Here is a 24,065-nt window from a genome sequence, read left to right as displayed (position 1 = left end):
GCCGGACGGATCGAGAGCGGACGCGGTTCGGCGGTGGTGGCCCGGCAGCTCGCCGACCGGCTGGCGCGTCAGGGGATGGGCCGGGACGCCGAGGCTGCGGAACCGGCGGGCGGCGCGGCGCGCCCAGCGGATGGCGAGCGTCGGGTCGTCGACCACCCAGGTGCGGGCCAGCACCAGCTCGGCTTCGGCCTGAGCACGGATCCAGCGTTTGCGTCCGAACAGCACGGCGGCCCGCTCGAGATGCTGGCGGCCGTCGTCGTGCATGCCAGCGGCGAGCAGCGCCTCCCCGCGATCCTGATCGGAGATAGCGGCCAACTGGAGCGACTCCGCGCGCAACACCGGCTCGGCCGCGTCCATCAGTTGCAGGCCGCGGACGAGTTGACCGGCCATCATCGCCGAGTAGCCCAGGTTGTGCCGGGTCTTCCTGGCCAGCTGGGTCAGCCCGGCCTCCTCGAAGACCCGGACGGCCTCCTCCAGGTCGGCGAGCGCCTCGGGGATCGCGCGCTGGAACAGGTACAGCGTTCCGCGGTTCATATGTGCCCGGCCGAGCTCTTCGCCGTCCAGGAACGGCATCGCCTCGGCGTAGTCGACGAGTGCGGGCCGCACCTCGCCGAGCCGGGTGCGCAGCAGGGCGCGCTGCGCGTACAGCTTGCCGACCTCAGTGTCGGGAAGGACATCGCGCTGCTTGAGGGCGGAATCGATCAGCGCGAGTCCGGCATGTTTGTCGCCCAGTTCGGCCTCGACGAAACCGAGCGTTCCCTCCAGGATCGCCCGGGTGGCGTCGGAGTCGGCACGCTCCAGACCCTTGAGCAACAACTGTCGGGCCTGGTTGAAGCGCCAGGCGCGGCTGGCGACCCTCGCCCGCTCATGCAGTTCGAGGGCGCTCAGCATCCCCTCATGGTGCCACGATGTCTGACACCGCAGTTACAGCAACCCACGCCCTTTCTTTCACGGTCGCCCGATGCTTGTCCTCATCGGCGGGCATGGTGCGGAACAGATGCTGGGCGATCCGGCCGGCCACCAGCGGCGCCGAGAATGACGTCCCGCTCCACACCGCGAACTGTCCGGTGAAGTCGTCGGGGTCGATGTCCTCGCGGATATGGCCGTCGTACTTGATCCGTGCCCGGGGCAGGTAGCCGCCCTGCAGCGGAGGCATCGTGCTCACCACGGACGCGCCGGACGCCCACGCCCGCACCCATCGACCGGTGTTGCTGAACAACGCCTCGGACGCGTTCGGGTTCAGGGCGCCGACCGAGATGATCGGCAGCCGGAACGCGTCCACCTTCTCGGCTTCGCCTTCATCGGGACGCCAGGGCCCGAGCGCGGCAGGGAACTGGGGCCGGGCTGTCGATTCGTTACCCGCCGCGCAGACCACGGTGACGCCCATCACGCCGAGGGCGCCGAGCAGGCCGCCCAGCAGGTGCTCGGTCAGCGTGTCGTCCTCGGACTCGTGGAAGAACCCCAGCGACAGGCTCAGCACGTCGATCCGCAGGCCGCCCTCCTGGCGATCGTGGTACTTCTGCACCAGGCTGACCAGTCCGATCAGCGCGGTGAGCACCCGGTTCTCGGGCACGGGTCCCTCGGAGTCGACGATCCGCCAGGAGTAGATGTCGGCGTCGGGGCAGGCCTGGTGGATCAGGCCGGCGATGAACGTGCCGTGGCCGGAATTGGTGTCCAGTTCGCCGTCCAGCGGCCCGGCCAGGTCGCCGCCGACCTCCGGATCGGTGTCCGGATCGAGCGGGATCAGCGACGGGGTGTCCTCGGTGACCGCACGGTCCAGCCAGGGATGCTTGCCGACGCCGGTGTCCATGATCGCCACGTGCGGGCGAACCGCGCACTTCTCGCGCCGCACCGGAGGCTCGCCGACGTACATCACCGGCTGGCGGCCGCCGGAACCCTGCCGGCCGTAGCTGGCCGGTGCACCGTGCGGCTCCCAGACCGGGTGCGGTTCCCACACCGGATGCGGCTCCCACACCGGGTGGGGCTCCCAGACGGGATGCGGTTCCCAGACCGGGGACGTCATCATCAGGTGATCCAGACCGACGCCGACCATCGAGTCGACACCGGCCTCGGCACGGGCCAACTGCAGCAGCACCCAGGCGTCCGGCGACGAGGCGGCCACACCCGGCGTGACGCCCAGCAGCAGCCGGGCCATGCCGAGCGTGATGCGGTTCTCAGGGTTCTTCGGGTCGGGCACGGAAACCCGGGGTGAATCGAAGCTCTCGTCGACCCGGACGGTCCAGCCCTTGAGGCCACCGACCTTCTCCAGGACCGGCAGCACATCGTCCAGCCGGTCGATGGCCACCAGCAGCGAGGTTCCGACGTAGACGGTGGGCCTCGGCGTGACGCCTTCGACCTGCATCGCGGTGCCGGGGTCGAGGACCCGGCCCGAGAGCGGTTCGATCAGGGATCGCGGCGGGACCACCGGGTCACGGTCCATCCAGTCGCGCTTCGGTCGCTTCGGCCCGCTCGGCTCGTCGGGGCGATCGTCGGAGGGGGCGGTGTAGTCGCTCACGAGGGGGTCCTTCGGTCGGTGATCAGATTTCGAAGAGCGTGGTGCGGAAGGCACTGTCGGAGCCGGTGGCCAGCAGGTCGAGGCGGGTCAGTCCGCGCGGCACGGCGGTGAACTCGAACCGGCCATGGCTGCCGACTCCGGCGGTGTGGGTGCCCTGCTCCTGCCACAGCGACGCGGTGAGTTCGGGGGCGTCGCCGCCGGCGTCCGCGGTGCGGGTGACCCAGCCGTCGATCCGGCGATGGCCGGCATCGACCGGGCTGACCCGCAACATCACGGTCATTCCGACGGCGGTGAACTCGAGCACCAGTTTCTGGTCGTCGCCGCTACGGACGCCGGCCAGCTGCTGCGAGCGGTGCACCATGGTGAGCAGTTCGTATTCCAGGTCGAGATCGTCGACGGCCAAGGCGGCCAGCACCCGTTCGGTCAGGCCGGCCGGCGGGGGATCGAGTTCGGAGTACATCCGGTTGATGGCGACCAACAGGGGGTCACGGTCCTCGGCGTTCACAGTTGGCCACCTTTCTCCAGCGAGCTGCGCAGTTTGTCGAGGCAGCGGCGCCGGGTCGGGCCGATACTGCCGATGGGCATGCCCAGGTTCTGGGCGAGACCCGCATAGTCGGGACGGTCGTCGAAGGCCACGATGCGCAGCAGCCGCTGGCATCGCTCGTCCAACGTCCGGACGTGCTCCCACAGCGCCGAACCGGCCAGCTCCTCCAGGGCGCTGGTCTCGGCCGCCGCCGTCGATGGGAGTCCGGCCGCGAGCTGGGTGTCCTCGACCGCGGTGGCTTTGCCGTCCGAGGTCTTGGTGCGCCAGGCCGTGCGCCGGGCCGTGGTGAGCAGCCAGCCGCCGATCGCGGCCGCTTGCGCCACCTGGTGCCCGTTGCGGACGAGTGCCAGCCAGGTGTTCTGCACGGCGTCCTCCGCCGCCGCCTGGCTCAACCCGTAGGCCCGTACGGTGTGCCACAGCACGGGCGTCATCAGCCGGACGAGTTCATCCAGGGCGGCCGACTCGCCGCCCTGCCAGCGCTCGAAGCACGCGGTGGCCCTGACCCAGACGGAGACTTCCTCCGTCGCGCCCGGGCGGCCCGTCACATCCGATGCAGCCATCAGCGTCCCTGTTCCCACATGCGTCAGGAGACAGCAGGTGCCCCCGTGATACCGCGCAGCGCGAAAAATCGCTGCTCACCGGATTAGGTGTAGTCAGAACCTATCGCGTCAGGCCTGACCGGGGGCAGGGCAGACTGGAGTTCATGAGCGAGCCGACGCGCATTCCGTTGCCCTCCATCAGTTCCCGGGCCTGGGAACATCCGGCCGATCGCGGCGCCCTGGTGGCGTTGCGCAAATTGCGTGGTTTCGACGTGATCCTGAAGCAACTGTCCGGGTTCCTCAATGAGCGGGCAGTGCGCATGTTGCTGCTCGGCTCGGCGGTGCGAGCCGACGAGCGTCAGTTCGCGCGGGTGTACCGGCTGTACCGCGAGGCCGGCGAGGTATTGGACGCGGGGGTGCTGCCCGAACTGTTCATTCGGGCCGATCCGACCATCAACGCCATGACGATCGGCCTGGACAAGCCGGTGATCGTGCTCAACTCGGGCTTGATCGAGGTGATGGACGACGACGAGTTGCGGTTCGTGCTGGGCCACGAATTGGGGCATGTGCTGAGCGGACATGCGGTCTATCGCACTCTGCTGGCCGCGTTGCTGGCGCTGTCGACGACCCTGTTCGCCATACCGCTGGGCGCGCTCGGCGTCCGAGCTGTGATGGCGGCGTTGCTGGAATGGCAGCGCAAATCGGAATTGTCGGCCGATCGGGCCGGTCTGCTGGCCGATCAGCAACCGCAGGTGGCACTGCGTGCCCACATGAAGATGGCCTCGGGTGGACGGATCGATGAACTCGACCCGGAGGTGTTCCTGGCTCAGGCCGACGAGTACCACGCGAATGACGACGTCCGCGACCTGCTGCTGCGGGCGCTGATCGTCGAAACCCAGACGCACCCGTTCGCGGTCGTCCGGGCCGGTGAACTGGATCGGTGGGTCAAGTCGGGCAGCTATCAGGCGGTGCTCGACGGCGACTATCCGCGGCGTGAGGACGACGCCGACGCCAGCATCTCGGCCGAGGCGTCGGCTGCCGCCCGGCATTACGGCGAGGAGTTCTCCCGGCTCGACGAGAGCCTGGGCCGGGTCTTCTCCGATCTCGGCCGCGGGCTCGGCCAGGCCCGGGACTGGCTGGCCGACCGGCTCAGGGATCTCAGCGAACCCCGTCCGCGCGACGACCGGGGACGGCGCGACAACCCGGGACCTGACGACCGCCGAGCGGGGCCGCCGCAGTGGTGACGGATCCGTTCGAGGTCAGCTCTGCCCGAGTTGCTCGGCGAGGAACGCCAGCGTGCGCGTCCATGCCAGCGCGGACGCCTCGGCGTGGAAGAACATCGGGTGCGGATTGTCGAAGGCGTGCTCGGCGCCCGGATAGGTGTGGAACGTCACGCGCTCGATGGTGAGCGCGGCGCGCACCTGCTCGACGACCTCGGGTGGGAAGAAGCTGTCGCCCAGCCCCCAGTGATGCAGGCTCGGGCAGCGCACTCCAGGAGCGAGATCGAGCAGGCCGGGGATGGCCGAACCGTAGTAGGAGACCAGGGCGTCGGGGGAGTTCAGGGCGGCCACCTGGAAGCCGAGACCGCCGCCGAAGCAGAAGCCCAGCACCGCCACCTTCCCGGTCACTTCCGGTGCGGCACGCAGGGCGTCGAGGGCAGCGGAGGCGTCCGCGGTGGTCTGCTCCCAGTCGAGCTGTTGTGACGCCCCGATGCCCTGCTGTACGTAGTCAGCGGCGTTTTCGTCGAAGGTTGGCGGTCCGAGCCGGAAGTACAACTCGGGCGCGTAGACCACATAACCGGCGGCGGCCAGATCGGCACAGCGCTGCCCGATGTAGGGACTCACCCCGAAGATCTCCTGCAGCACCAGCACGCCCGGCCCGGTACCAGAGGCCGGCAGCCATCGACGCACCGGCAACTCGCCGTCGGGACGCGGGACGAAGACCAGATCGCTCACCCACAGCATCCTGCCGCAATCGCCGTCGCCGGTCACCCATTGCCGGCAAGCGGCAGACCCTAGCCGTACGCGGAGCCCGGTTCTACGATGACAACGGACGATGGCCGTCCGACATTGCTGCGTAAGGGAGCACCGATGGCAGGGAAATTCGAGGTCTACCAGGACGCGGCCGGCAAGTTCCGGTTCCGGCTCAAGGCCGGTAACGGTGAGGTGGTCGCCACCGGGCAGGGCTACACCAGCCTGGCCGGAGCCAAGGAAGGGTGCGCCGCGGTGCAGCGGGCGGCCAACGGCGCCAGCATCGTCGAGGCCCCGTCCGACTGAGGCTTGCCGAGCAGCCCTCGACACCGAGGGCGATCGGCTCACGACGCCCGGTCGATTTCGATGCCGGCCGGGCGCCGCGCCGCCGCTCGGTTTGACCCTGTTCCGGCTGGCCACCTATTCTTGATCCTCGGTGCCCCGTGGGCTCGTTGGCAGTGTCGGTTCGTCCGGCCCGCCCGTCCGAATGGGCAATGCATTCATTGAGATCGAAGAGAGTGGGTCAGGCGTGTACGCGATCGTGCGCAGTGGCGGCCGCCAGCACAAGGTTGCAGTCGGCGACGTCCTGGAGATCGACCGGGTCGATGCGGCGGTGGGTGACAGCGTTGCGCTGACTCCGCTGATGCTCGTCGACGGCGAGTCCATCACCACCGAGGCCAAGAAGCTGGCCAAGGTCAGCGTCAGCGCTGAGGTGCTGGGTGAGATCAAGGGCGAGAAGATCCGCATCCTGAAGTACAAGAACAAGACCGGGTACAAGAAGCGCCAGGGCCACCGGCAGAAGTACACCCAGGTCAAGATCACCGGAATCGAAGGCTGAGGTAGTACGAGATGGCACATAAGAAGGGCGCATCCAGCTCACGCAACGGTCGCGACTCCAACTCGCAGCGGCTCGGCGTGAAGCGCTTCGGCGGTCAGGCCGTCAACGCGGGCGAGATCCTGGTTCGCCAGCGCGGCACCCATTTCCACCCCGGCGAGGGTGTGGGTCGCGGTGGCGACGACACCCTGTTCGCGCTGCGGGCCGGTGTGGTCGAGTTCGGCACCCGGCGCGGCCGCAAGGTCGTCAACGTGGCGCTGGCCGAGTAACGAATAAAGCTTGACGAAGGGGCGGTCCGGACGGACCGCCCCTTCGTGCTGTCCGGACGCTGTGTCGGCGAACCGATGGACCCGGGTGTCCAAGAGAACCGTCCCCGGTGACCAAAGGAACCGTCCCCGGTGTCCGGTTCGGGGTTGGGGGGCTGTGCAACGATGACCGCGGGTGCGCGTGAGAAGGGGAGACGTCGATGTCGATCGGGGTTCGGCGCCTGGTGGCCGCGCTGGTGGCGGTGTTCGCGGCGTTGCTGACCGGTTGCTCGGTGTCCGGCGTTATCGAGGTGCGGTCGGCGGACGAGGTGATGATCGACGTCACGATCAGCCATGCGTCGTCGGACGAGTACGTCTGCACCGGGGTGGCCGCGGGTGACCTTCCGTTGACCGTGACCGATAAGGACGAGCCGGGGACCTGCCGGATCTCCGGAATGATCCATCCCGAGTTGCTTCATCGTTACCTGACGGTGTCGCACGCCGGCGAGTTCTTCGTCATGACGTTCAATCCGCTGTCAGCCGCACCCGGGGCCGCTGCGCCCACCGAGTCGATGTTGTCGACGTTCACTGCGCTGGATCTGGCCGTCGTATTTCCGGGGCAGGTGACCAACACCACCGGCCAGGCCGAGGGCAATGTGGCACATTTCCGCGATCCGAAGCAGTTCATCCGGCCCTACGGGCTGCGGGCCGAGGCGCTGGACCATCCGGGCCCGGCCTGGTCCGTGATCGGGCCCATCGCCGGCTTCCTGGCCGGTGCGGCTGCTGCCGTGCTGGCATTCGCGCTCTGGCGTCGCCGAGGCGTGAGCGACCCGAGGAGCGATCCGGCGGAGTCGACCGACGGGCCCGACGCTGAGACTTGGGACGAGCCTGAGGGCGAACCGTTCCTGGCCGGCGAGCCACCGACCGACCACTCGGCGGCCGAACCGGCTCAGTCCGAGCAACCGTGGGCACCACCCGTTCCCGACCGCGACAGCGCTGAACCTCCGCGACGGCGTCCGGATGACTCGATCTGGGCACCGCCCGACGACTGATCGCAGACGGTCCGATGGGCCGATGCGGGGCGCTTCGCCCCGCTGTGGGACGATGAGAGGCGATCCCCAACCGTCACCCACATGTCTGGAAGTTCACCATGGCCATTCCCTCGTTCGTCGACTCCGCGACCTTGACGGTCGCCGGCGGCAACGGCGGCCATGGCTGCGCGTCCATTCACCGGGAGAAGTTCAAGCCGCTCGGCGGCCCGGACGGCGGCAACGGCGGCAACGGCGGCTCGGTCATCCTGCGGGTCGACCAGGGCCTCACCACGCTGGTCGAATACCACCGCCAGTCCCAGCGCAGAGCCGGGAACGGCCAGCCCGGCAAGGGTGATCACGCCAACGGCGCCAATGCCGACGACGTCATCCTCGCCGTCCCGGACGGCACCATCGTCAGCGACGCCGACACCGGCGAGGTGCTGGCCGACCTGATCGGCGCCGGCGCCGAGGTGGTGGTGGCTTCCGGCGGACGCGGCGGGCTGGGCAACGCGGCGCTGGCGTCCGCGACCCGGAAGGCGCCGGGCTTCGCGCTGCTCGGCGAAGAGGGCGAGGCGCGCCGGATCACCCTCGAACTGAAGGTGCTCGCCGACGTCGGCCTGGTCGGCTTCCCGAGCGCCGGCAAATCGTCGCTGATCGCCGCGATCAGCCGGGCGCGTCCGAAGATCGCCGACTATCCGTTCACCACCCTGGTGCCCAACCTCGGCGTGGTGGTCGCCGGTGACGTCACATTCACCGTCGCCGACGTGCCGGGCCTGATCGAGGGGGCGTCCGAGGGCCGCGGCCTGGGCCACGACTTCCTGCGGCACATCGAGCGTTGCCAGGCGATCGTCCACGTCATCGACTGCGCCACCTATGAGCCCGGACGTGACCCGCTCACCGACCTGGACGTGATTGAGGGCGAACTGACCGCGCACGGTGGACTCGAGGACCGGCCGCGGATGGTGGCGCTGAACAAGATCGACGTGGCCGACGCCGCTGAACTGGCCGAGATGGTGCGCGCCGATCTCGAGGCCCGCGGGCTGCCGGTCTTCGCCGTCTCCACCAAGACCAGTGAGGGCCTGCGCGCGCTCACTTTCGCGATGGCTGACCTGGTCGCCCGGCGCCGGGCCGCGGCGCCCAAGCCCGAACCGAAACGAATCGTGATCCGGCCCGCCCCGGTGGCCGGCGGGCCCGAGTTCAGCATCCGCCGGCAGGGTGACGGTGACGGCGGCTTCGTCTGGCGGGTCCGTGGTGAGAAGCCGGAACGCTGGGTGCGGCAGACCGACTTCGGCAACGGCGAGGCCGTCGGCTACCTGGCCGACCGGTTCGCCCGGCTCGGGGTCGAAGAAGAACTGCTGCGCCAGGGTGCGCGTGCCGGCGACGCCGTCGCCATCGGTGCCGGCGATCATCCGGTGGTCTTCGACTTCGCCCCGCAGGTCGAGATCGGCGCCGAGCTGCTCTCTCGTCGCGGCGAGGACCAGCGGCTGTTCGAGGAACGCGAATCGGTGAAGCGCCGGCGCCGGCTCGATGCCGAATACCACGCGGCGAAGCAGGCCGAGGATTCCACCCGGGTGGCGCAGGACGGCTACCAGGGTTCGGAGGAGGATCCTGCCGAGTTCGATGCGGACGTGGTCGGCGACGAGAGCGAGGAGGGCCGGTGAGCCTTCGGCAACAGCTCACCGATGCCCAACGCATCGTGGTCAAGATCGGCTCGTCCTCACTGACCGGACGCCGTGGCCTGAACACCGAACGGATGCAGCAGCTGGTGGACACCCTGGCCACCCTGCGGCGGGCCGGACGCGAGGTCGTGCTGGTGTCCTCCGGTGCGGTCGCGGCCGGTATGCCGGCGCTCGGCATGAAGCACCGGCCCCGTGACCTGGCCGGTCAGCAGGCCGCTGCGTCCGTCGGCCAGGGGCTGCTGATCGAGCGCTACGACGCGCTGTTCGCGGCCCACTCGCTGGTGGTGGGCCAGGTGCTGTTGACCGTGGACGACCTGACCCGGCAGGCGCATTACCGCAACGCGCTGCGGACCTTCACCAAGCTGCTGCAGCTGGGCGCGGTGCCGGTGGTCAACGAGAACGACACGGTCGCTACCCACGAGATCAGATTCGGTGACAACGACCGGCTGGCCGCCCTGGTCGCGCATCTGGTGCGCGCGGACGCGCTGGTGCTGCTGTCCGACGTCGACGCGCTCTACACCCGGCACCCCGCGGAGCCCGGTGCCGAGCGGATCGTCGAGGTGGCCGACATCGACGATCTCGAGGTGGACACCTCACGGATCGGTTCGGCGGTGGGCACCGGCGGCATGACCACCAAGCTGCAGGCCGCCCGGATCGCGACCGCCGGGGGAATCCCGGTGGTGCTGGCGCATTTCGACGATCACGGCGCAGCGCTGGCCGGTGAGGACGTCGGCACGCTGTTCCGGCCGACCGGCAAGAAGCGGTCCCGTCGGTTGATGTGGCTCGCCTACGCCTCGCAGGCCAAGGGTGACCTGTTGCTCGACGCGGGCGCCGTCCGGGCGGTGCTGGAGCGTAAGGCGTCGCTGTTGCCGGCCGGCGTGACCGGTGTGCGCGGCGACTTCCATGCCGGCGAACCGGTGCGTCTGCTCGATCCGTCCGGTGCCGTGGTGGCCCGCGGCATCGTCAACTACGACGCGGCCGACCTGCCCAGCATCCTCGGCAAGAGCACCCACCGCCTGGTGCAGGAGCGCGGCCCCGAGTTCGACCGCGAGGTCGTCCACCGCGATGCCCTGATCGTGAAACTGCGCGGAGGTCGCTAGGCCGGCCTCCAGACCGACAGGCCGTCGGGCAGCAGCGGGGGCAGCAACTCGTTGATCAGGGTGGCCAGCTCGCGCTGGCGCTGCTCGGTGAGCCGTTCGGACGGCATCGTGATCGACAGCGCGGCCATCGCGTTCGGGCCGCGGACGACGGCCACACCGAGGCAGGCGACACCCGGCTCGTTCTCTTCCATCTCGGTGGCAAAACCGCGGTGACGCGCCGCCTCCAGCGCGCCGGCCAGTTCCCGGAGGCTCAGCTTCCGGTTGTGCAGGTAGGCACCCAGCTGCTCGTCGGGGACGCTGCGGGCGGCCAGTAGCGCCCGTCCCATCGCGGACGTCGCGGCCGGAGTCCGGCGTCCGACCTCGGAGAACACCCGGATGGCGCGTTCGGGTTCGACCTTGTCGACATACAGCACCTCGTCGCCGATCAGGACGCCGAGGTGCACCAGTTCGTCGATCGCCCGGGAGAGGGTGACCAGCGCCGGGTGCAGGGACTGCTTCAGGCTCTGCGGGGTGAGGAAGCGCTCGCCCAGCGTCATCGCCGCCGTGCCGAGCCGATAGTCACCGGTGGTTTCCGACTGCGCCGCGAAGCCGTGTGCACGCAACGTGGCCAGAGCGCGATACGCGGTGGACTTGTTGACGCCGGTGCTTGCCGACAGGGTCGCCAGAGGGGCACCATCGGGACCAGCCTCTGCAAGGGCGACGAGTAGGGCAAGGGCACGATCGATGGCCTCGACCCGTGGACCTTCCGTCATGAGCCGATGATGCCCGCTCATTTCGCTCAATGCAACGGCTCTGCCGATCACCGAAACGGTTCTTGTCAATAGGGCGCCAGCAGTGGCAGGATGTTTCAGACAACGAACCACATGTTTCAATGGCTGAAACGGAGTCTGAATGTCCCAGCTTCTCGACCAGGTTCTCTCCCGTCGTATCGTCCCCGTGGTCGTGGTGCGCGATGCCGCCCGCGCCGCGGGTCTTGCCGAAGCGCTGGTGGCCGGCGACCTACCGGTTGCCGAGGTCACCCTGCGTACCGAGGCGGCACCCGAGGCGATCGCGACGATGGCGAAGACTCCCGACCTGCTGGTCGGCGCCGGCACCGTCCTCACTGCCGAGCAGGTCGATCTGGCCGTCGACGCCGGTGCCCGCTTCCTGGTCAGCCCCGGATTCAGTGCGTCCGCGGTGGCACGGGCCAAGGAGCGTGGGGTGCCGATCGTGCCCGGCACGGTGACCCCCAGCGAGGTGATCGCTGCGCTGGACGCAGGGCTGACCACGCTGAAGTTCTTCCCCGCCTCGAACTACGGCGGCGCGGGCACGTTGAAGGCGTTCGGGTCGGTGTTCTCGACCGCGCGGTTCGTGCCGACCGGGGGAGTGTCGGCCAGCAACCTGGACGCCTACCTGACGCTGCCGAACGTGCCGGCGGTGGGCGGCTCGTGGATGGTGCCCGCCGACACCGTCGACGCCGGAGACTTCGCGGAAGTCCAACGACTGTGTGCCGAGGCGGTCGCCGCCGCGGCGGCCATCGGCTGATCCCACCCCCGATCCGGACAAGGAGCGCATCCAGATGAGCAACCCGTTGACCCTGAGGCCCGCCGACGAATGCCGTTACGACGCACTTGCCCTCGGTGAGGTGATGTTGCGGCTCGATCCGGGGGAGTTCCGGATCCGTACCGCACGGAGTTTCACCGCCTGGGAGGGCGGTGGCGAGTACAACGTGGTGCGTGGCCTGAGCCGGGTGTTCGGCCAGCGGGCCGGGGTGCTCACCGCGCTGGTCGACGACGAGGTCGGCCATCTCGTCGAGTCGATGATCATGGCCGGCGGGGTGGACACCTCGCTGATCCACTGGGCACCCTCGGACGGCGTGGGTCGCACGGTGCGCAACGGGCTGAACTTCACCGAGCGGGGCTTCGGCGTCCGGGGTGCCAAGGGCGTCAACGACCGCGGTCACACCGCGATCGCGCAACTCGGTCCGGACGAGGTCGACTTCGAGCACATCTTCGGCGAGCTGGGCGTGCGCTGGCTGCATACCGGCGGCATCTACGCGGCGCTGTCCGAGACCAGTGCCGAGACCGCGCTGGCGGCGATGAAGGCGGCCAAGAAGCACGGCACGATCGTCTCCTACGACCTCAACTACCGGCCCAGCCTGTGGAAGAGCATCGGTGGTCAGGGCCGCGCCCAGGAGGTCAACCGCGAACTCGCCCGGTATGTCGATGTGATGATCGGCAACGAGGAGGACTTCACCGCCTCGCTCGGGTTCGAGATCGAGGGCGTGGACGAGAACCTGACCGAGCTGCCGATCGAGGGCTTCTCGCGGATGATCGAAACCGCGGCCGCCACCTATCCGAACTTCCAGGTGATCGCCACCACGCTGCGGGCGGTGCATTCGGCGTCCGACAACGACTGGAGCGCGCTGGCCTGGTCGGCGGCGTCCGGGCTGGTGCAGGCGGCCGACCGTAAGCATCTGGAGATCCTGGACCGGGTCGGCGGCGGCGACTCGTTCGCGTCCGGCCTGTCCTACGGGCTGATCAGCGGCCAGGACCTGCAGACCGCCGTCGAGTACGGCGCAGCGCACGGCGCACTGGCGATGACCACCCCCGGCGACACCACCATGGCCACCAGGGCCGAGGTGCTCAAACTCGCTGCCGGCGGCGGCGCGCGGGTGGATCGGTAGACCGTGGCCGACGTCATCGAACGCGTGGAGGTGCTGGTTTCCAGCCCCTCGCGCAACTACGTCACGCTGCGGCTGACCACCCGGGACGGCATCGTCGGCCTCGGCGACGCCACCGTGAACGGACGCGAGCTCGCGGTGGCGTCCTATCTGCGCGACCATGTCGGCCCGCTGCTGATCGGACGCGACCCCGGCCGCATCGAGGACACCTGGCAGTACCTGTACCGGGGCGTCTACTGGCGGCGCGGCCCGATCGGCATGGCCGCCATCGGCGCGGTCGATATCGCGCTGTGGGACATCCTCGGCAAACGCACCGGGCAGCCGCTGTACGCGCTGCTCGGCGGACGCGTCCGAGACCGGCTGACCACCTACCGGCACGCCTTCGGCTGGGACCTGCCCGCCCTACTCGACCAGGTGGACGCCCACCGCGAGGCGGGCTTCGAGAACATCCGCGTTCAGGCCGGCGTGCCCGGGCTCGACATCGTCTACGGCGTCACCAAGGACAACACGGTCTACGAGCCGGCCGGACGCACCGCCGCACCCGCCGAGGAGATCTGGGACGCCGAGGCGTACCTGCGTTCGATGCCCGGCGTGATCGCCGGGGTCCGCGAGCACGTCGGCGAGGCGGTCGGGCTGCTGCACGACGCCCACCACCGGCTCACCCCGATCCAAGCTGCCCGGCTCGGCAAGGCACTGGAACCGGTCGGCATGTACTGGCTCGAGGACGTCACGCCGGCCGAGGACCCCGAGGCGCTGCGGCTGGTCCGGCAGCACACCACCACGCCGCTGGCCATCGGTGAGGTGTTCAACACCATCTGGGACTGCCAGCAGCTGATCGAGAACCGGCTGATCGACTACATCCGGGTTGCGGTCGTCCATGCCGGCGGCGTCAGCCACCTGCGCAAGATCTTCGCGCTGGCCGAGGTGCACGGCGTCCGGGCCGCCCCGCACGGGCCCTCGGACGTCTCGCCCATCTCGCTGGCGGCGTCCATTCACCTGGGGGTGGCCGTGCACAACTTCGCCATCCAGGAATACATGGGCTACCCCGAGGCGGTCCACGAAGCCTTCCCGCATGCCTGGCACGTCGCGGACGGGCACCTGCAACCCGGTGACGAGCCCGGTCTGGGCGTCACCCTCAACGACGAGCTGCATCACCCGGACGACTACGAACCCGCCTACCTGCCCGTGGCACGGCGCCGCGACGGCACTCTCACAGATTGGTGATCACCGATGACCCAGCCGCTGTCCAAAGCCAACTTCACCGGATCGGTGCTGGGGGTGAGCGCACCCCCCAAGCCGGGGATGCTGCACCTCGGCATCGGCAACTTCCACCGCGCCCACGCCGCCGTCTACACCGCCAAGGCGATGGCCGCCCAGGGCGGTGACTGGGGGATCGTCGCGGTCGCCAACCGGTCCCGGCGGGTGGTCGGCGCGCTGGACGCCCAGGACCACCTGTACTCGATCCTGGAACTGTCCAGCGCCGGTGAGCGGGTCGACGTGATGGACGTCCACCGCAAGACCCTGGTGGCCGCTGAGCAGACCGATCAGCTGATCGCACAGATCGCCGACCCGGCGATCAAGATCGTCACCATGACCATCTCCGAGAACGGCTACTGCCGGCACCCGGTCACCGGTGACCTGGACGTCGACGGCGATCAGATCAGCGCCGATCTGGCCGATCCGGCGAACCCGCGGACCAGCATCGGCCAGCTGGGTGCCGCGCTGATCGGGCGCTATTCCGACGAGGCCGGCCCGCTCACCATCCTGTCCTGCGACAACCTGGTCTCGGCCGGGCACACCGCGCACAAGATGGTCAGTCAGTACCTGCAGGCCACCGCGACCCCGTCCGGCTTCCACGACTGGTTCACCGCCCAGGTCACCTTCCCCAACGCCATGGTCGACCGGATCGTGCCCGGCACCACCGACGCCACCCGGGCCAAGGTCGAGCAGCTGCTGGGGCTCACCGACGCCATCCCGGTGCCCGCCGAGCGCTTCAGCATGTGGGTGATCGAGGACAAATTCGCCGCCGGCCGTCCGGCCTGGGAAGAGGGCGGCGCGATCTTCTCCGACGAGGTGGAGGCCTACGAGCTGGTCAAGCTGCGGCTGCTGAACGGTTCGCACTCGCTGATCTCCTACCTGGGCGGTCTGGACGGCCAGCCGACGATCCCGTCCAGCTTCGGCCAGGACTTCGTCCGGGAATGCGTCACCGAACTGCTGAACACCGAGTACCTGCCCAGCATCGGGTTGCCGTCCGGCTTCGACCCACAGGCCTACATCGCCCAACTGTTCGACCGGTGGAGCAACCATGCGCTCGGCGACGCGACCGCCCGGGTCGGCTCGGACGGCTCGCTGAAACTGCTGCAGCGCGTGCCCGATCCGGCTCTGCGGATGCTCGACCTTGGTGAGGTGCCGCAGCAGCTGGCACTGATGGTGGCCGGCTGGATCGCCTGCGTCTGCCCGCCGGACGGCTTCGATCCGGGCCCGATCGCGGCCGAGATGATCGAACCCGCCAAGGACCGGCTGGCCGCGGCCACCGCTGGTGCCGGATCGACCCGCGCCCACGTCGAGGCGATCGTCCGCGGCGGCTTCTTCCCCGAGGCGCTCGCCCAGCGTGACGAGTTCACCGAACGGGTCGCCGACTTCGTCCAGATCATCACCACCTCCGGGGTCCGGGACGCGGCCAAGGCCGCGCTGGACGCCCGCCGAGCCTGAGCCCTCACCCAACCCGAAAGGACTGTCGATGAAGACACTCAAGATCCATTCCGCCGAGAACATCACCATCGAGGACGCCGCGATCCCCGAGCCCGGTGAGGGGGAGGTGCGGGTGCGGATGATGTACGGCGGCATCTGCGGCTCCGACCTGCACTACTACTTCGAGGGCCGCAACGGCGCCTTCGTGGTCACCGAGCCGCTGGTGCCCGGCCACGAGATGTCCGGCGTGGTCGACCTCGACCCGTCCGGACGCCTCGCCGCCGGCACCCGGGTCACCATCGCGCCGGCGACCTACGGCACCTCGGAGCCCGGCATCGAGGACCGCCCCTACCTGTGGCCGAACGGCAGCTACTTCGGTTCGGCGTCCACCACCCCGCACACCCAGGGCGGGATGAGCGAGTACCGGGTGGTCAAGGACTTCATGATCCGGGTGCTGCCCGACGGTCTGGGCCTGAAGGAGGCCTCGCTGGCCGAACCGCTGGCGGTCGCGCTGCACGCGATCGCGATGGCCGGCGGCGTGGAGGGCAAGAAGGTGCTGGTCACCGGCTCGGGCCCGATCGGGCTGTGCCTGGCCGCCGCTGCGGTCGTCAAAGGGGCCGCTGAGGTGACCGCCACCGACGTCCTGGACGGGCCGCTGAGCCGGGCCAAGTCGCTGGGCGTTCACCACACCATCAACGTCCGCGAGGAGCAGATCCCCGCGCTGGCCTACGACGTGGTCTTCGAGTGCTCCGGGGTCGGGCCGGCGATCAGCCCCGCGCTGGCCGCCGCCCGTCGCGGCGGCACCGTCGCCCAGGTCGGCATGCTGCCCGACCGCGAGATCGGGGTGAACCTGGCGCCGTTCGTCTCCAAGGAGGTCACCTACGTCGGCTGCTTCCGGTTCAACGACGAGATCGGCGAGGCGATCGAACTGCTCGCGGCCCACCCGCAGCTGGCCGGCGTGATCACCCACGTGATCGACGCCGACGACATCGTGGAGGCGTTCCAGACCGCCCGCAACAGCCAGGAGTCCGGCAAGGTCGTCGTCTCACTCTGGCTCGACGAGCAGGACTGATGATCCGGTTGGGCCAGCCGCCGCTGGTTTCGACAAGCTCAACCAGCGGCGGGCGCTGAGTCGCGCAGGATCGGGTACCAATCGGCGCCCGGTCGTGCGCGACCCCGAGGGTGGCCGGGCCCGCTGATGGTGATGGTTCAGTCGGCGCTGAACAGGTCGGGCTTCTCCTGGTTCATCCGCTCGATGTCCGACAGCACGACCCGCAGATGGGTCCGCAGCGCGTTCACGGCGCCGGACGGATCCCCGTTCTCGATGGCGTCGACCACCCGGGTGTGCTGAGCGATCAGATCGGCCATCTTCCCGCCGGACGGCAGCGACATCCGCCGGGCCCGGTCCATCTGAGCCTTGGCCTGGGAGACGATCGGCCAGGCGGCAGCGTGATTCCCCGCCTCCAGAAGGCGCCGATGGAAGGCCTCGTCCAAGCCGAAGAAGCCGGCGACGTCTCCGGAGGCGTCGGCGGCCCGCTGCTGGGCAAGCAACTCACGCAGGTCGGCGATGTCCCGCGGACCGATCGACGCCGCGCTCTGCTCGAGTGAGGTGCACTCCAACGCTTCGCGAATGAACTGAGCTGTCACCACGTCGCTGAGGTGGATGGGTCCGACGAAGCTGCCGCGCTGCGGGTAGATGTCCACCAGGCCTTCCTCGGCGAGCAGCAGCAGGCTCTCTCGCACCGGCGTCCTCGACACGCCGAAGGCGGTCGCGATCTCGGCCTCCGACAGCGCGGCGCCCGGCGGGAGTTGCAGTTCGAGGATCTGTTGCCGAAGCCTCTCGTGGACGATGCGACGTGCGCTCTTTCCGCTCAGTCGTGCCGCCCGCAGCTCCGAGGTTCCCGCCATGTGCACATTGTCACGCATCCGGCCGGATAGGTGCTTGTCGGGATAGGGCCCCAGGTGACCAATCATGTCGACTAGTATGGTAGTGTACCGGCACGGTGAAGCACCGACGCTTCGCCCGACGTCCCTGTGCGACGTCCGATCCCGCACCAGAAAGGTGGGACGCGCGTGAGCGAGCAAACGCCCTCCGCATCGGACACGAGGCAGCCCCACCCGACGGTGGGCGCCGGTGACGCGGTCGGTGGCCGTCCCGCACCCCGCGGCTGATACCCAAAGAAGGAGCAGCAGATGACAACAAATAGCGCCGGTGACAGCTCCGGCACCGTGGCCGAACGCAGTACCGGTGATCTCGCCAAGGCGGCGGTGTCGGGCTGGCTGGGCACCGCGCTGGAGTTCATGGACTTCCAGCTCTACTCACTGGCGGCGGCGCTGGTGTTCAAGGACATCTTCTTCCCCAGCGATGCCCCCGGCATGGCGATCATCCTGGCCATGGCCACCTATGCGACCGGCTACCTGAGCCGTCCGCTCGGCGCCTGGTACTTCGGACGCCTGGGCGACCGGGTCGGCCGCACCAAGGTGCTCTTCTACACGATCGCGCTGATGGGCATCGCGACCACCGCGATCGGCCTGCTGCCCACCTATCAGCAGGTCGGCGTGCTCGCCCCGATCCTGCTGGTGGTGCTGCGGCTCGCCCAGGGCTTCGGTGCCGGCGCCGAGATCGCCGGCTCGTCGGTGATGCTCACCGAGTACGCACCACGCAAGAGCCGCGGTCTGGTCGGCTCGCTGGTCGCGCTCGGCACCAACTCCGGCACCCTGGGCGCCTCGGCGATCTGGGGCGTCCTGGTCGCCACCATGTCGGCCGAGACCGTGGTCGAGTGGGGCTGGCGGATCCCGTTCATCGGCTCGGCGTTGATCATGCTGTTCGCCGTCTGGCTGCGCCGCAGCCTCAAGGAATCCCCGGTCTTCGAGGGACGCGTCGACGTGGTCGAGGGCGAAGCGCTCAGCAAGGAAGAGCTGGAAGCCAAGATCGCCGAGGACAACGTGCTGGCCGCTGCCATCCACGAACGCAAGGGCAAGGCGTTCTTCGAGGGCTTCTTCCTGCGTTTCGGCCAGGCCGGCAACTCCGGCATGGTGCAGACCTACCTGATCAGCTACATCACCGCGGTGCTGCTGCTGGCGCCCAGCATCGGCACCGGTGTGGTGATCACCTCGTCCCTGGTCGGCTTCGTCACGGTGCCGGTGATCGGCTGGTTGAGCGACAAGGTCGGCCGCAAGCTGATGTACATCGTGATGTCGTCGATCGCGCTGGTGCTGGCCGGCCCGATGATCTGGATGATCGCCACCAAGAACGTGAACAGCGTCTTCGCCGGCTACATCATCATTCACCAGACCTCGGTGCTCGCCCTGGCCTCGCTGGAGAACAACACCATGTCGGAGCTGTTCGGTGCCCGGTCGCGGCTCACTCAGCTGGCCCTGGCCAAGGAGTTGGCGGCCATCGTGGCCACCGGCATCGGCCCGGTCGTTGCGGCGGCGCTGGTGGTTGCCACCGGCGGCTCGTGGTGGCCGATCGCGATCATGATCGGGTTCTTCTCGATCTGTTCGCTGGGGGCGGCGATCATCATGCCCGAGACCGCCGGGCGTGACCTGACCCTGCTCAACGACGCTCATCCCGGTGAGGCGATCATCGGGCCGTTCGCGCGGCGTGAGCGGGCCCGGCTCGGCCTGCCCAAGCCGGAGGACGTGGACGTCCGCTAGTCCGCTGACCAAGTCTGGTCGAGCTTGTCGAGACCCCGGGATGATTGACCAGGGTCTCGACAGGCTCACCCAACGAGGAGTACGAACCATGAAGATGGGCTTTCGCTGGTACGGCGAAGGAAACGACACGGTGTCGCTGGACGACATCCGGCAGATCCCCGGCGTGGAGACGATCGTCTGGAGCCTGCACAACAAGCAGGCCGGTGAGGTCTGGGAAGAAGCCGAGATCGCGGCCGAAATGGCTCGGATCACCGAGCTCAGCGCCGAACACGCCGCCCGTGGGGTGACCAGGCGGCTGGACGCCGAGGTGGTCGAATCGGTCAATGTGCACGAGTCGATCAAGCTCGGCCGCACCGTGCTCGGGCTGAGCCGCGACCAGGCGATCGAGAACTACATCACCACCCTGGAGCGGCTGGGTCGGGCGGGCGTGAAGGTGGTCTGCTACAACTTCATGCCGGTCTTCGACTGGCTGCGCACTGACCTGTGGCATCCGCTGCCGGACGGCTCGACCGCGCTCTACTTCGAAAGGGCCGTCGTCGACCAGATGACGCCCGAGAAGCTGATCGCCGACATGGAAGCCAACTCGGGCGGGCTCACCCTGCCCGGCTGGGAGCCGGAGCGGCTGGCCAGCTTCAGCGAACTCAACGAGGCGTACGCCGGCGTCACCCATGAGGACATGTACCGCTGCTACAAGTACTTCCTGGACGCGGTGATCCCGACCTGCGAGCAGTACGACATCAAGCTCGGTGTGCATCCCGACGATCCGCCGTTCGACCTGTTCGGCTGGCCCCGGGTGGTCTCCACCATGGAGGACCTGGGCACAGTGTTGGCTTTGAACGACAGTCCGTACAACGGGCTGACCCTGTGCCTGGGATCGTTCTCAGCCAACCCCGAGCAGGCGCCGCGAGCGGTCGAGGCGGTACAGACCTACATGGACCGGATCCACTTCTCGCACGTCCGCAACGTCAAGCACGACGCCAACGGCGACTTCAGCGAGGTGGCGCACCGGGCCTGCGAGGGCGACGTGGACACCGTCGGCATCATGAAGGCCTACGCCGAAGCGGGTTACACCGGCTACATCCGCCCCGACCACGGCCGCCACCTGTGGAACGAGAACACCACGAACAAACCCCGTCCCGGCTACGGCTTGTACGACCGAGCACTGGGCATCCAGTACCTGCTCGGCGTCTGGGACGCGATCAACTACCGCCGCTGACACCCGTTGGTCGAGCTTGTCGAGACCCCTCGGGTGACCATAAGAACCGTCCCCGCGGTCACCGGGGACGGTTCCTTTGGTCACCGGGGACGGTTCCTTTGGTCACCGGGGACGGTTCTCTTGGTCACCGGGGACGGTTCTTTCGGTCACCGGGGACGGTTCTCTTGGTCACCGGGGACGGTTCTCTTGGTCACCGGGGACGGTTCCTTTGGTCACCGGGGACGGTTCTCTTGGTCACCTGGTCTCAAACAAGGTTGACCGGTGTCGCGCCGGTATCCTGCGGCGGTGACTTTCTTCGATCAGGCCAGGGCCGCCAAGTCGGCCAGCAGCGCGCTGGCGACGCTGAATCGGGCGGCCAAGGACGCCGCGCTCCACGCCATGGCGGACGCGCTGGCCGACGCCGAGCGGGCGGTGCTGGAGGCGAACCAGCGGGACGTCGACCGGGCCCGCGACAACGGGACCTCCGAGGCGCTGATCGACCGGCTGCGGCTCAACCCGCAGCGGATCGACGGCATGGTCGGTGGGCTGCGTGACCTGGCCGGGCTGCCCGATCCGGTTGGGGACGTGGTGCGCGGCTGGACGAACGCCAACGGCGTCCAGGTGCGTCAGGTGCGGGTGCCGTTCGGCGTGGTCGGCATCATCTACGAGGCCCGACCGAATGTGACCGCCGACGCAGCCGGCATCTGCCTCAAATCGGGCAACGCGGCGCTGCTGCGCGGGTCGTCGTCGGCCCTGGAGTCGAACCGTGCCGTGGTGACGGCGCTGCGCGGGGGCCTGGTGGCGTCCGGGTTGCCGGCGGACGCCGTCCAGCTCGTCGAAGGCGGACGGGAAGTCACCGACGAGATGATGGCCGCCCGCGGCTTGGTCGACGTGCTGATCCCGCGCGGGGGAGCGGGGCTGATCAACGCCGTCGTCGAGGGCAGCAAGGTGCCGGTGATCGAGACCGGCACCGGCAACTGCCACATCTTCGTGGACGCCAGCGCCGATCAGGAGATGGCGCTGGAGATCCTGCTCAACGCCAAAGTGCAACGGCCGAGCGTCTGCAACGCCGCCGAGACCTTGCTGGTGCACTCCGCCATCGCCGACGAATTCCTGCCCAAGGCGCTGGCCGCACTCGTCGCTCAAGGGGTCACGGTGCACGGTACGGACGCCGTCCGCGCCTACTCCGATGCAGTCGTCCCTGCTGGTGCCGATGAGTTCGACGGCGAATACCTGTCGCTCGACCTGGCTGCCGATGTGGTCGACTCGGTGGCGGACGCGATTGACCACATCCGTGCCCACACCACCGGGCATTCCGAGACCATCGTCACCAACGACCGCACCTCCGCCGATCGTTTCACCGCCGAGGTGGACGCGGCCGCCGTGCTGGTCAACGCCTCCTCGCGATTCGTCGACGGCGGTGAGTTCGGCTTCGGCGCCGAGATCGGCATCTCCACCCAGAAGCTGCACGCCCGCGGCCCGATGGGCCTGGCCGAGATGACCTCCTCCAAGTACATCGTCACCGGAGCCGGTCAAACCCGCCCCTGACCGTCCTGGGCCGGCCGCCCAGGCTGACGTCGCCGGGTTGGGACGCCGTGGCCGGCGACCCGCGCTGGCGGTCCAGATGAAGCGTCGTGCCCCAGCTCAGCCAGCGATGGCGGCTCGGTGTCAGCGACGGGTGCGCAGGACCATCGCCAGATTGACGCCACCTCCGATGAGGCCGACAACGATGAAGCACCAGCCGAAGGCCCGACCGTTGATGCCCTCGCCAGAGATCATGTACCAACCGCTCACGACCAACATGACACACAAGACGAGTGCCACCGCGGGGTGATGTCGCTGACGCATGGGTCCACTCCTGAGGTGAGGTCTGGAAGGGTCCAACCAAGCTGAACGGCGGGTGGGTGACATCACCCACCCGCCGCGGTGTGGTTGCCGAGTTTCGGGTCGATACCGGTCAGGACTTCTTTGCCGCAGCAATGGACGCGGCGCGGAGCGCGTTGTATTCGACCTCCGCGACCGGCTTGGCACCCGCTACGCCCAAATCCTCCAAGCGCACCCGGAACGTCTCTGGCGAGAAGTACGCGGCGGCGCTGGCGATGAGGCAGATCCCGAAGGTGAGCGAGCCGACGATCAAGACCACGTTCGTCGATCCGGGAGGTGCGACGAGGGGGAAGACCACGCTCATCAATGAGGCGACCACGGTGCCCATGTTCTGGCCGAATGCCATGCCGGAGACCCGGGTGTGGGCCGGGAACAGCTCGGGGAAGAAGGACGGGAAGGTCGCTTGATAGCCCTGGAAGAGGCAGCCCCACATCACCAGTGAGAAGACGATGGCGAGGCCCACGTTGTGCTGGCTGATCGCCCAAAGGTATGCGTACGACATCAGGCCGGCCAGGATGGTGGGTATGACGATCATCGGACGCCGACCGATCCGGTCGGACAGGTTTCCGAGAAGCGGGGTGAGGATCACCGCGAGAATGTTGCTCAGGATCGGGATCCAGAGATAGACGTCGGCGGCGAATCCGATGCCGTACGACTTGCTGGTGGCGTAGGCAGCACCGAAGACGGAAGTGGTCGTCGCGATGACGGATGTCAGCGCCATGCAGAACACCCGGAAGATGGCGCCGGGGCTCTCCTTGAACGCGGTCACGAGCGGCAGCGCGGCCACCTCGCCGTGCGCCTGCTCCTCGGCGTTGGTGTGAGTTTCATCGACATTGCGCCGGATCAGGTAGCCGGCGACGACCACCAGGGCGCTGAGCGCGAACGGAATCCGCCATCCCCAGGACTGGAAGGCATCTTCGGTCAGGAAGTGGGCCAGCGGTAGGAAGATGAAGGCGGCGAGGAGCTGGCCGGCCTGCGTGCCTTGCAGGGTGAAGCTGCCGAAGTAGCCGCGGCGACCGAACGCCGCGCTCTCGGTGATCATGGAACTCGCCCCGGACACCTCGCCGGCCACCGCGAACCCTTGGATGAGGCGGAGCACCAACAGCAACACCGGAGCGCCGAAGCCGATCTGCTGATAGGTCGGCAGGAAGGCGACGAGCATCGTCGAGATGCCCATCAGCATCATGCAGAGCACCAGCACGTTCTTGCGTCCGTACTTGTCACCCCAGGCGCCGAGGACCACGGCGCCGATCGGCCGCGCGACGTAACCCACCGCGTAGGTGCCCAGAGCGCCGATGATGCCCATCCGGGGATCGGCCTGATCGAACATGATCGTGGGGAAGATCAACGCCGCAGCCTGGGCGTAGATGAAGAAGTCGTAGTACTCGAGTGCACTACCGATCCAGCCGCTGGCTGCTGCTTTCTTGGCTTGGTCCCTGCTGTGTTTGTCTTGAGTGGTGTCAGCCATTGACATTTTCTCTTTCGGACGGGGCCATCGTTGGCCGTGAATCGGGG

24 protein-coding genes are annotated in these 24,065 nt (G+C 68.5%); 15 read left to right on the top strand and 9 right to left on the bottom strand.

Annotated features, from left to right (window positions below; genetic code table 11):
- The 4 genes from QM624_RS08525 to QM624_RS08510 all read right to left on the bottom strand — a co-directional run.
- Positions 1–891 (bottom strand): hypothetical protein (locus tag QM624_RS08525; RefSeq protein ID WP_415090774.1); only part of this gene is annotated, 891 nt, incomplete at its 3' end.
- A gap of 4 nt (positions 892–895) precedes the next feature.
- A complete protein-coding gene (locus QM624_RS08520) occupies positions 896–2,515 on the bottom strand; it encodes a S8 family peptidase (protein WP_415090772.1) in 1,620 nt (539 codons plus the stop codon).
- A gap of 22 nt (positions 2,516–2,537) precedes the next feature.
- A complete protein-coding gene (locus tag QM624_RS08515) occupies positions 2,538–3,020 on the bottom strand; it encodes a hypothetical protein (RefSeq protein ID WP_415090770.1) in 483 nt (160 codons plus the stop codon).
- Positions 3,017–3,619, bottom strand: coding sequence for an RNA polymerase sigma factor (locus QM624_RS08510; RefSeq protein WP_298129175.1), 603 nt, complete (start codon positions 3,617–3,619; stop codon positions 3,017–3,019). The genes QM624_RS08515 and QM624_RS08510 overlap by 4 nt, the downstream gene beginning before the upstream one ends.
- 143 nt (positions 3,620–3,762) lie before the next feature.
- Between QM624_RS08510 and QM624_RS08505 the strand changes: the two genes are divergently transcribed.
- The gene (locus tag QM624_RS08505; RefSeq protein ID WP_415090767.1) at positions 3,763–4,842 is read left to right on the top strand and encodes a M48 family metallopeptidase; all 1,080 of its coding nucleotides are present in this window, start codon (positions 3,763–3,765) and stop codon (positions 4,840–4,842) included.
- Positions 4,843–4,857: 15 nt separating this feature from the next.
- On the opposite strand, the gene QM624_RS08500 is transcribed toward QM624_RS08505, so the two are convergent.
- Positions 4,858–5,553: a dienelactone hydrolase family protein gene (locus QM624_RS08500; protein WP_415090765.1), complete on the bottom strand. Its 696-nt coding sequence runs from the start codon at positions 5,551–5,553 to the stop codon at positions 4,858–4,860.
- 135 nt (positions 5,554–5,688) lie between these two features.
- Here QM624_RS08500 and QM624_RS08495 point away from each other — a divergent pair, with 135 nt between their 5' ends.
- The 6 genes from QM624_RS08495 to proB all read left to right on the top strand — a co-directional run bounded on the left by QM624_RS08495 (position 5,689) and on the right by proB (position 10,458).
- Positions 5,689–5,874: a YegP family protein gene (locus QM624_RS08495; RefSeq protein ID WP_415090763.1), complete on the top strand. Its 186-nt coding sequence runs from the start codon at positions 5,689–5,691 to the stop codon at positions 5,872–5,874.
- Between the two features lie 223 nt (positions 5,875–6,097).
- Entirely contained in the window at positions 6,098–6,406 is a 309-nt protein-coding gene (gene rplU / locus QM624_RS08490; RefSeq protein WP_415090761.1) for a 50S ribosomal protein L21, read from the top strand.
- An 11-nt stretch (positions 6,407–6,417) separates the two neighbouring features.
- On the top strand, positions 6,418–6,672 hold the full coding sequence (gene rpmA, locus QM624_RS08485; RefSeq protein WP_298129182.1) for a 50S ribosomal protein L27: 255 nt from the start codon (positions 6,418–6,420) through the stop codon (positions 6,670–6,672).
- Between the two features lie 197 nt (positions 6,673–6,869).
- Entirely contained in the window at positions 6,870–7,700 is an 831-nt protein-coding gene (locus QM624_RS08480) for a hypothetical protein (protein WP_415090759.1), read from the top strand.
- A gap of 98 nt (positions 7,701–7,798) precedes the next feature.
- Complete coding sequence (obgE, locus tag QM624_RS08475) at positions 7,799–9,340, top strand: GTPase ObgE (protein ID WP_415090757.1); 1,542 nt, start codon at positions 7,799–7,801, stop codon at positions 9,338–9,340.
- The gene (gene proB / locus QM624_RS08470; RefSeq protein WP_415090755.1) at positions 9,337–10,458 is read left to right on the top strand and encodes a glutamate 5-kinase; all 1,122 of its coding nucleotides are present in this window, start codon (positions 9,337–9,339) and stop codon (positions 10,456–10,458) included. The genes obgE and proB overlap by 4 nt, the downstream gene beginning before the upstream one ends.
- On the opposite strand, the gene QM624_RS08465 is transcribed toward proB, so the two are convergent.
- Positions 10,455–11,210, bottom strand: coding sequence for an IclR family transcriptional regulator (locus QM624_RS08465; protein WP_415090752.1), 756 nt, complete (start codon positions 11,208–11,210; stop codon positions 10,455–10,457). The genes proB and QM624_RS08465 overlap by 4 nt on opposite strands.
- 139 nt (positions 11,211–11,349) lie before the next feature.
- On the opposite strand from QM624_RS08465, the gene eda reads away from it, so the two are divergent.
- The 5 genes from eda to QM624_RS08440 are packed head-to-tail and all read left to right on the top strand — an operon-like array spanning position 11,350 to position 16,883.
- Positions 11,350–11,982 (top strand): bifunctional 4-hydroxy-2-oxoglutarate aldolase/2-dehydro-3-deoxy-phosphogluconate aldolase, encoded by a 633-nt coding sequence (gene eda, locus QM624_RS08460; protein WP_415090750.1) that lies wholly within the window; start codon positions 11,350–11,352, stop codon positions 11,980–11,982.
- A gap of 34 nt (positions 11,983–12,016) precedes the next feature.
- Positions 12,017–13,123 (top strand): sugar kinase, encoded by a 1,107-nt coding sequence (locus tag QM624_RS08455; RefSeq protein WP_415090748.1) that lies wholly within the window; start codon positions 12,017–12,019, stop codon positions 13,121–13,123.
- A gap of 3 nt (positions 13,124–13,126) precedes the next feature.
- The gene (gene manD, locus QM624_RS08450) at positions 13,127–14,344 is read left to right on the top strand and encodes a D-mannonate dehydratase ManD (RefSeq protein ID WP_415090746.1); all 1,218 of its coding nucleotides are present in this window, start codon (positions 13,127–13,129) and stop codon (positions 14,342–14,344) included.
- A gap of 6 nt (positions 14,345–14,350) precedes the next feature.
- Positions 14,351–15,832, top strand: coding sequence for a mannitol dehydrogenase family protein (locus tag QM624_RS08445; protein ID WP_415090744.1), 1,482 nt, complete (start codon positions 14,351–14,353; stop codon positions 15,830–15,832).
- Between the two features lie 28 nt (positions 15,833–15,860).
- Complete coding sequence (locus QM624_RS08440) at positions 15,861–16,883, top strand: L-idonate 5-dehydrogenase (RefSeq protein ID WP_415090742.1); 1,023 nt, start codon at positions 15,861–15,863, stop codon at positions 16,881–16,883.
- A 137-nt stretch (positions 16,884–17,020) separates the two neighbouring features.
- Here QM624_RS08440 and QM624_RS08435 read toward each other — a convergent pair whose 3' ends face one another.
- A complete protein-coding gene (locus tag QM624_RS08435; RefSeq protein WP_415090740.1) occupies positions 17,021–17,719 on the bottom strand; it encodes a GntR family transcriptional regulator in 699 nt (232 codons plus the stop codon).
- Between the two features lie 285 nt (positions 17,720–18,004).
- Between QM624_RS08435 and QM624_RS08430 the strand changes: the two genes are divergently transcribed.
- The 3 genes from QM624_RS08430 to QM624_RS08420 all read left to right on the top strand — a co-directional run bounded on the left by QM624_RS08430 (position 18,005) and on the right by QM624_RS08420 (position 22,214).
- Positions 18,005–19,471 (top strand): MFS transporter, encoded by a 1,467-nt coding sequence (locus tag QM624_RS08430; protein ID WP_415090738.1) that lies wholly within the window; start codon positions 18,005–18,007, stop codon positions 19,469–19,471.
- 88 nt (positions 19,472–19,559) lie between these two features.
- Positions 19,560–20,687, top strand: a complete 1,128-nt coding sequence (locus QM624_RS08425; protein ID WP_415090736.1) for a mannonate dehydratase — start codon at positions 19,560–19,562, stop codon at positions 20,685–20,687.
- Between the two features lie 285 nt (positions 20,688–20,972).
- Positions 20,973–22,214: a glutamate-5-semialdehyde dehydrogenase gene (locus tag QM624_RS08420; RefSeq protein WP_415090734.1), complete on the top strand. Its 1,242-nt coding sequence runs from the start codon at positions 20,973–20,975 to the stop codon at positions 22,212–22,214.
- A 120-nt stretch (positions 22,215–22,334) separates the two neighbouring features.
- On the opposite strand, the gene QM624_RS08415 is transcribed toward QM624_RS08420, so the two are convergent.
- Together QM624_RS08415 and QM624_RS08410 are read right to left on the bottom strand one after the other, a co-directional pair.
- A complete protein-coding gene (locus tag QM624_RS08415; protein ID WP_415090732.1) occupies positions 22,335–22,514 on the bottom strand; it encodes a hypothetical protein in 180 nt (59 codons plus the stop codon).
- A gap of 109 nt (positions 22,515–22,623) precedes the next feature.
- Positions 22,624–24,018, bottom strand: coding sequence for an MFS transporter (locus QM624_RS08410; protein WP_415090730.1), 1,395 nt, complete (start codon positions 24,016–24,018; stop codon positions 22,624–22,626).
- Positions 24,019–24,065 lie beyond the last annotated feature (47 nt).

The organism is Micropruina sp. (assembly GCF_047606365.1).
Classification (GTDB): domain Bacteria; phylum Actinomycetota; class Actinomycetes; order Propionibacteriales; family Propionibacteriaceae; genus Micropruina.
Note: the sequence above shows the minus strand (reverse complement) of the source record. Positions and strands in the feature narration are given on the sequence as shown.